The following is an 8,118-nucleotide window of genomic DNA, read 5'->3' as shown; positions in this document are numbered from 1 at the left end:
CACTCCGCTCCGCGCGTCGCGAGCTCACTGCCTGGGGTGCCCTCACCCCAGCCCTCTCCCGCAGGCGGGAGAGGGGGCGCGCTGCGGAGGGGGGATGAGGCATCGGGCTAGACTTGCGCAAAGTGGAATGAGGCGGCGGTCGATCAGGCCCGCAATCGGAACCGAAGCCGCCGCGTTCCGTTAACGCGCAACCTGTCCGCCGCCCGCGGCGCATCGCCACGTTCGGTGCGTGCGGCGTGGCTCAGCATGCCGAGCGAGGGGAATGTCTTATCCGGCCAGCGCCAGCATCGAGCCGTCCAGGGCGTCGGCTACGGACAGCCGCGTCGTGGAGACCGATATTCCGGCCCGGCTGGATGGCCTGCTGTGGAGCCGTATCCATACGCGCGTCGTGCTGGCGCTCGGCGTCACCTGGATTCTGGACGGTCTCGAGGTCACGCTCGCCGGCTCGCTGGCCGGCGCGCTGAAGGCCAGCCCGCAGTTGCAGTTTTCCAATCTCGATGTCGGCTTCGCCAACAGCGCCTATCTGGCGGGCGCGGTGATCGGCGCCATCGGGTTCGGCTGGCTGACCGATCGGATCGGCCGCAAGAAGCTGTTCTTCATCACGCTGGCTTTGTATCTCGCCGCGACGGCCGCGACGGCGTTCTCCTGGAATCTCTGGAGCTACGCGCTGTTTCGCTTTCTCACCGGCGCCGGTATCGGCGGCGAGTACACCGCCATCAATTCGACCATCCAGGAACTGATGCCGGCGCGCTATCGCGGCTGGACCGATCTGGTGATCAACGGCAGTTTCTGGCTCGGTGCCGCGATCGGTGCGGTGGCGGCCATCGTGCTGCTCGATCCTGCGGTGATCGATCCCGAGCACGGCTGGCGCCTCGCTTACTTCACCGGCGCGGTGCTCGGCCTCATCGTCTTCGCGATGCGGTTCTGGATTCCCGAAAGTCCGCGCTGGCTGATGACGCATGGCCGGCCGAAGGAGGCGGAAGCCATTGTCGCCGAGATCGAGCGCAACGCGCGCATCGATCCTGATGCGCAGCATCCGCGCCCGAAGATCCGGTTGCGGATGCGGACCCATACGCCGCTGGGCGATGTGGCGCGCACGCTGTTCCACACCTATCGGCAGCGCTCGCTGGTCGGGCTGACGCTGATGGCGGCCCAGGCGTTCTTCTACAACGCCATCTTCTTCACCTACGCGCTGGTGCTGACTGATTTCTTCGGCATTCCGTCCAGCCATGTCGGCTGGTACATCCTGCCGTTCGCGGCCGGCAATTTTCTCGGCCCGCTGCTGCTCGGCCGGCTGTTCGACACGGTCGGCCGCCGCACCATGATCGCGTTGACGTACGGTGTCTCCGGCGTTCTGCTGGCGATCTCCGGCTATCTGTTCTCGATCGGCGCACTGAGCGCACAGGGCCAGACGATCGCCTGGATGGTCATCTTTTTCTTCGCGTCACCGGCCGCCAGCGCGGCTTATCTCACCGTGAGCGAAACGTTTCCGCTGGAAGTCCGCGCGCTGGCCATCGCGTTGTTCTACGCATTCGGCACCGGCGTCGGCGGCGTCGCAGGTCCGGCCCTGTTCGGTGCGCTGATCGACACAGGCTCGCGCGGCAGCGTCTTCGCCGGCTATCTGCTCGGTGCGCTCCTGATGGTGATCGCCGCCTTCGTCGGGTGGCGCTATGGTGTCGCGGCCGAACGTCGGTCGCTCGAACAAGTTGCGCGGCCGCTGGCCGCTGTAGAGGAAGGCAAATGACTGCAAAATTCGCCGAAACGGCAACGCGGCTGAACTCCAACTCCGTGCCGGCGTCGGCCGTGGCGATGCCGAGCCTGGAGCGCTGCGCGCTGCTGCTCGATATCGATGGGACGCTGCTCGACTTTGCGCCGACGCCGCGCGAAGTCTGGGTGCCGCCGGAGCTGGAGCAGACGCTGCGGCAACTGCACGAGCGTACTTCGGGCGCGCTGGCGCTGGTCAGCGGCCGCTCGATCAACGACATCGATCTGATCTTCGCGCCGATGAAGCTGCCCGCAGTCGGCGGCCACGGCGCCGAGATGCGGCTGCTGTCGGGCGGCGAAACCGCCGCCGTCCACGCACCGCCGCTCGATCCGGACTTGAAGAGCCGGCTCGCCGCGATCGCACGGATCAGTCCCGGCATTCTGCTGGAGGACAAGGGCTATTCCCTGGCGCTGCATTACCGCCTCGCGCCGCACACCGAGAAGGCGATCTACGAATCCGTCGCGGCGATTCGCGCGGAAAATCCGCACGCGCCGCTGGAGGTTCTTCCGGGCAAGGCGGTGTGTGAGATCAAGCATTCCGGTTTCACCAAGGCGACCGGCGTCGTCGAACTGATGAAGCACGATCCTTTCACCGGTCGCCGTCCGGTCTTCATCGGCGACGATGTCACCGACGAAACCGTGTTTGCGATCATGCCGGAACTACGCGGTCTGGCCTTCTCGGTCGGCCGACACAGCGATGTGGTCGATGGTCATTTCGAGGAACCGCGCGACGTACGCGAATGGCTGACTCGGCTGCTCGATCCGCCTCATTGAGGTTGGTACTGTAGAAACCTGCGGCGCCGTAACGCGGGCAAGCGTGCGGCAGAAGACCATCCGGTGGCCTTAAAGTTGTTCGAATTGCGTCATGGAACGAACTCGATGAACGGTTGTTAATTCACCAATCATCAATAGGGGCGCCGGAGGGACAAGTGAACCTAGTCGTCGTTTCCAACCGGGTGGCGAGGGCATCGGCCAACGAGCCGATGACAGGTGGTTTGGCCGCCGCATTGTTGCCGGTGGTCGAGAAATCGGGAGCTATTTGGGTCGGTTCCAGCGGCCGCGTTCGCGATGGGGCTCAGCGGGAACCCTTCGCCGAAATTGAAGAACTCGGCGCCGGCGCGCTCGCCATGCTGGACCTGCCGGCGGCGCATTATGGCGGTTACTACGAAGGGTTTGCGAATTCGGCGTTGTGGCCGGCGCTTCATTCCCGAGCCGACCTGATTCGAGTTTCACAGGACGATTATCACTCCTATCGCGAAGTAAATGGTTTCATGGCGCGCGCGCTGATGCGCTTTCGCAAGCCGGATACCGCCTTCTGGATTCAAGATTACCACTTCCTTGCGCTCGGCGCGGAATTGCGCGATCTCGGCGTCACTCAGCCGCTCGGTTTCTTCCTGCATACGCCATGGGCGTCGCCCGCCACGATGGGGTGTGTGCCGCATAACCGCGAGCTGATCGAGGCGATGCTCGCCTATGATCTGATCGGGTTCCAAACCGAAGAGGATCGCGGCAATTTCATCGCTTATGTGGAAAGCGAACTCGGCCGGACGGCTGTCGACGGCGTCATTACCAGCCCGCGTGGCGTGTCGCGCTGTCAGGTCTTCCCGATCGGCATCGATGCCGATCTGTTCGCACAGCAGGCGCAGAAAGCGATGGCCCACCCCGATGTCTCGCGGCTGCGCAAGAGCCTGAACGGCGAAAAGCTGGTGATCGGGGTCGATCGGCTAGATTACTCCAAGGGCCTGATCAATCGTATCAACGCATTCGAACGCATGTTGACGACGCGGCCGTCGTTGCAGCGTAGCGTCTCGCTGCTGCAGATCGCGACACCGTCGCGCGGCACGATCGAGGCTTATGGCAATCTGCAGGGCGACCTCGCCCGGCTGGTCAGTGACGTCAACGGCCGGCTCGGCGAGGCCGACTGGACGCCGATCCGCTATCTCAACAAGGGGTTTCGCCAGGCCGTGCTCGCCGGCCTTTATCGCACAGCTCAAGTCGGTCTGGTGACGCCGCTGCAGGACGGCATGAACCTGGTGGCCAAGGAATACGTCGCGGCGCAGAACCCGATCGATCCCGGCGTGCTGGTGCTGTCGAAATTCGCCGGTGCCGCCAACGAACTCGACACCGCCCTGCTGGTGAACCCGCACGACGTTGAAGGCATGGCCCGCGCCATTGCGACCGCTCTGGCAATGCCGCTGACCGAGCGGCGGATGCGCTGGGAAGTCATGATGGGCAAGCTGCGCCGAGGCAGCGTGCAGTCGTGGTTTTCGGATTTCGTCACGGCATTGAGCGACGCGCACAGCGCGGGTCGGGACCTAGCAAATTCGGGAAGCGCCGCCGGCGCCGCGCCGCTGAAGATGGCCGGCGGGTGGTCCCGTCGTACCCCGATGGCGTTCGGCGGAGCCATTCTGCAGTGATACGGCACGCGTGATGTGGCGGGCGGGCTGCGCTCGCGGCCATGTCCATCGAGCCTGGCCAACCGCGCCCGGGATTTTGGCCTCAAGCGACGCGCAGCTTACCGTCTGCTGAAGAGGTCTCCGACGAGGCGGTGGACGCTGGAAGGTCGGGTCTTTCCTCAGCGCGCCCCCGTGGGCTGATCGGCCATGCGTTTGACCGATCTGTCTTCGGACGAACGGCGTGATTCCTGCCCCAATCGGAGCTGCGATCGTGCCTTCCGGCCCCCGATGAGGCCCCCGCCGACGCCGGTCTGTCCGTAAAATCAATAATATAGGTGAAATCGCCACCCCGGCCCGCGTCGATCCCTTGCAAAAACCGCGCGGCGCGGTCATGAGAGGGCGCCCGGAGAGATGGCCGAGTGGCTTAAGGCGCACGCTTGGAAAGCGTGTGTGCGGGAAACCGTACCGTGGGTTCGAATCCCACTCTCTCCGCCAGAGCTCCTGAAAAACCCAGCAACTCGAACTCTCTAGACAAAAGAAGCTCTTCTGCAAGCCGGGTGGTCCACGAAGGTGGACGCAATGGCGTTCAAAATGCAGAGCCCGTCAAACAATCTCCAAGGGAAATTGGTGGTTCAGGCGGGCGAGTGCTGGCCGCCTTTGTCGCGTTTACGGGGTGCGAAGCGCGACTCGTCATCTGCCGGGGGCATGCAATGTTGCGGCGGCCGCGCAGGATGCCGGAGGGCCCGGAATCGAGGCAATCGCGGTCCACTGGGCGCGCGCAAGGCAGCGCCCTCCCGCTTTCCGCATCCGGTCGGGCCTGGCCGTTGAGCGGCGTCAGGCTGGCTGCGAAAACACCGTCACGGCCGGCACGGGGCCGGTGTATCGCTCGACCTGCGCCACACCGGTCTGGCCGCAGTTGCCCTGTGCCAGTCGCGACGTCGCGACGCCTGTCGTCAGGGCGTTGACGTCGCCATACCGGCACAGGCTGCCGATCTCGCGCGGATCGACCGGGTCGAACCAGCCACCCTCGTTGATGCGGATGACTCCGGGACGAATGTCTTCGGTGATCTTCAGGCCCGCGAGAATCTGGCCACGGTCGTTGAAGACACGAACCACGTCCCCGTCGGACAGCCCGCGAGCCTTCGCGTCCTGCGGATGCATCCAGCACGGTTCACGCCCGGCCACCGCATAGCTGCGCCGGTTCGAGGTGCCGCAAAGTTGCGAATGCAGGCGCATCTGAGGATGGTTGGCAGCGATGTGCAGCGGGTATCGCGTGGTCGGGCCGTCGAGCCGTTCGATCGGCTCCATCCAGGTCGCATGCGGCGGACAATCGTCGTAGCCGTATTTCTCGATCGCCGTGGAGTACAGCTCGAACTTGCCCGATGCGGTGCCGAGCGCATTCAGAAGCGGATCGGCGCGGAAATCCGCATGACGCACGAAATTCACCTGCTCGTCGCTGAGCGGGAATTCGAGCGGTTTGTTGCTGTCCCAGAACACGTCGAACACCGGCAATTCCATGCCCTTGGCGCGCGCTTCGACCTTGGCGGCCTCGTAGATGCCGCGGATCCAGTCCATCTCGCTGAGGCCTTTGGTGAACTCGAAGCCTTTGCCGAGCTTGGCGGCGATCGCGGCGAAGATGTCGAAGTCGTTGCGCGACTCGAACATCGGCTCGACGATCTTCTTCATCGGCACGATGTGGCTCAACGCGTAGTCGCCGACCTGCTCGATGTCGTTGCGCTCGTAGCTGGTGGTCGCCGGCAGCACGATATCGGCGTGGCGCGCCGACGCCGTCCATTGGAAGTCGTGGACGATGAACGTGTCGAGCTGCCGCCAGGCCCGCAGCATCTCGTTGCGATCCTGCTGATGCGAGAACGGATTTCCGCCGGCCCAATAAGCGAGCTTGATCAGCGGAAGCTGGATGTCGTGCCCGTTGAACTGCATCGTCTTGCCGGGATTGAGCAAGGTCTCGACCAGTCGGGACACCGGGATGGAAACCCCGCCGCTCTGGGCGAGCCACGCCGCGCCGTCGACCTTCTGTCCCGAAGCATCGTCGATCGCCTTGAGAATCGGCGTCGTGTGCGTCGGCGCGCCGCCGGACGCGTAGTGATAGCTCAGGCCGTAGCCGCCTCCCGGCAGGCCGATCTGCCCGAGCATCGCCGCCAGCGTGATCAGCATCCAGTGAATCTGTTCGCCGTGATGCTGCCGCTGGGTCGAGTAGCCCAGCGCCAACATTGTTCTGTTCGAGGCGAACCGGCGTGCAAGATCTTGAATTTGGGACGCAGGCAGTCCGCAGATCTGCGAAGCCCATTCGGCGGTCTTCGGCGTGTTGTCGCTCTCACCCAGCAGGTACGGCAGGAATTTGTCGAAGCCGGTCGCGTAGCGCGTCAGGAACTCCGCGTCGTGCAGCTTCTCGACGTAGAGCGTGTGCGCGATCCCGAGCATCAGCGCCACATCGGTCTGCGGCCGCGGCGAGATCCATTCGCCGTTCAGTTCCTTGCAGGTTTCCGTCCGGATAGGGTCGATACAGATGACTTTGGTGCCGGCGGCCTTCAGGGCCTGGACGCCGGGGAAGGCGCCGTGATCGGCGACCTGCCAGGAGATCTGCGAGTTGTTGAGGGGATTGCAGCCCCAGAACACCATCAGCTTGCAATTCTCGGCCAGGTTCTTCCAGGTCGTGCACTGCTCGTAGACTTCGATGGAGCCGGAGACGTAGGGCAGAATGACCTGGGCAGCGCCGGTCGAGTAGTCGCCTGCACTGTTGGTGAAGCTGCCGGTCAGGTTCATCATGCGCCGCAGCAGCGTCTGGCAATTGTGAATCTTGCCAGGGCTCTTCCAGCCGTAGGAGCCGGCGAATACGGCCTGCTGCCCGTACTTCGCGCGCACCCGGGTGATTTCGCCAGCGACGAGTTCGATGGCCTTGTCCCAGCTCACGCGCACGAAATCGCCGCTGCCGCGGCCATCCGGATCGGCGCCCGGACCATCCTTGAGCCAGGCGCGCCGCACCATCGGATAGCGGATGCGGGATTCCGAATAGATCGAATCCATCACGCCGGGAAGCTGCGGCGAGGGGGCCGGATCGCCCTCCCAGGGCACGAACGCCGTGGCCCGGCCGTCTTCCACCTTGCCGTAGAACACGCCCCAATGGCAGCCCGACAAGATCTGCCGGGTCTTGCCTTGCGCCTCGGCGCCGCGACCGAACAGACCGAGGCCGGTCAAGCCGAGGGCCGTGGCCGCTGATCCCTTCAGAAAATCCCGCTTGGACAAAGACAGGCTGCGTGCAGCCTTTGACGGCGTCTTATTGCTCATAACCTGCCCTTTCATAGTCCCTGGCATTGTCCTGCTCGCGGCCTGTCTCGCTGCAGAGGCCTTCGCCGATGCGGTCGAGCAGCGGCATCAGGAGGCGCGCCAGATTTCCGTAGTAGTTCGTCCCATCGGCTCGGATGAGCGCTTCGCTGAAGCGTGGCACCCAACCGCGCATGTCGCTCAGCAGGGTGGCTGCGACATCCTCACGTTGCTGTCGCAGCGCTTCGGCGAGCACGGCGAGGCAGATGCCGAGATGATCCGGCATCTCCGTGCATGTGCTGTCGAGGTGGATGTCGAGATCGCGCATCAGACACTTGACCCGAGTGACGGCGGGACCGCCGAGCCGATCGGTTCCGTCCCAGACGCTCGCATAGGGAAGAACGCAGCGTTGGCGAAACATGCCCTCGAACAGCGCCACATGCCGACGCTGCAGCGTCTCGGCGACGGTTTCGCTCGAATCCGCATTCATGATCTGACAGATCGTGTCGGCCGCCTGTTGCTGATTCAGCGACGCTCCGATCTCGCGCAGGGCGATCTGGCCCCGAAGGCTGCGGATCGACCGGACCTGCTCGTCGTCCGGCGGAGCGAGAAACTGCTTCGCCAGCCACTCGCACGCCAGAACCATGTCGGCGCCGTCGGGGTCGAAAGAGCTCAT

The 8,118-nt window shown here is 64.4% G+C and carries 5 protein-coding genes and 1 tRNA gene; 4 read left to right on the top strand and 2 right to left on the bottom strand.

Going from position 1 to position 8,118, the window contains the following annotated elements:
• The first annotated feature begins 262 nt into the window (after positions 1–262).
• From IP86_RS20895 to IP86_RS20880, 4 genes are all read left to right on the top strand, one after another.
• Positions 263–1,744, top strand: a complete 1,482-nt coding sequence (locus IP86_RS20895; RefSeq protein ID WP_054164353.1) for an MFS transporter — start codon at positions 263–265, stop codon at positions 1,742–1,744.
• Entirely contained in the window at positions 1,741–2,538 is a 798-nt protein-coding gene (otsB, locus tag IP86_RS20890) for a trehalose-phosphatase (protein ID WP_054164352.1), read from the top strand. The genes IP86_RS20895 and otsB overlap by 4 nt, the downstream gene beginning before the upstream one ends.
• Positions 2,539–2,693: 155 nt before the next feature.
• A complete protein-coding gene (gene otsA, locus IP86_RS20885; RefSeq protein WP_054164351.1) occupies positions 2,694–4,181 on the top strand; it encodes an alpha,alpha-trehalose-phosphate synthase (UDP-forming) in 1,488 nt (495 codons plus the stop codon).
• A 384-nt stretch (positions 4,182–4,565) separates the two neighbouring features.
• Positions 4,566–4,655 (top strand) — tRNA-Ser (locus tag IP86_RS20880).
• 339 nt (positions 4,656–4,994) lie between these two features.
• Here the strand turns inward: IP86_RS20880 and torA are convergent.
• Both torA and IP86_RS20870 read right to left on the bottom strand, forming a co-directional pair.
• Positions 4,995–7,466, bottom strand: coding sequence for a trimethylamine-N-oxide reductase TorA (torA, locus tag IP86_RS20875; RefSeq protein WP_054164350.1), 2,472 nt, complete (start codon positions 7,464–7,466; stop codon positions 4,995–4,997).
• Complete coding sequence (locus IP86_RS20870; protein WP_156332579.1) at positions 7,456–8,118, bottom strand: TorD/DmsD family molecular chaperone; 663 nt, start codon at positions 8,116–8,118, stop codon at positions 7,456–7,458. Before IP86_RS20870 ends, torA begins: the two co-directional genes overlap by 11 nt.

Source organism: Rhodopseudomonas sp. AAP120, assembly GCF_001295845.1.
Taxonomy (GTDB): Bacteria; Pseudomonadota; Alphaproteobacteria; order Rhizobiales; family Xanthobacteraceae; genus Rhodopseudomonas.
Note: the sequence above shows the minus strand (reverse complement) of the source record. Positions and strands in the feature narration are given on the sequence as shown.

What these genes read in the sequence shown, in the direction of transcription:
- IP86_RS20895 (WP_054164353.1), top strand. Translation starts at nt 263, where the DNA reads ATGTCTTATCCGGCCAGCGCCAGCATCGAGCCGTCCAGGGCGTCGGCT.
- otsB (WP_054164352.1), top strand. Translation starts at nt 1,741, where the DNA reads ATGACTGCAAAATTCGCCGAAACGGCAACGCGGCTGAACTCCAACTCC.
- torA (WP_054164350.1), bottom strand. Translation starts at nt 7,466, where the DNA reads ATGAGCAATAAGACGCCGTCAAAGGCTGCACGCAGCCTGTCTTTGTCC.
- IP86_RS20870 (WP_156332579.1), bottom strand. Translation starts at nt 8,118, where the DNA reads ATGAGCTCTTTCGACCCCGACGGCGCCGACATGGTTCTGGCGTGCGAG.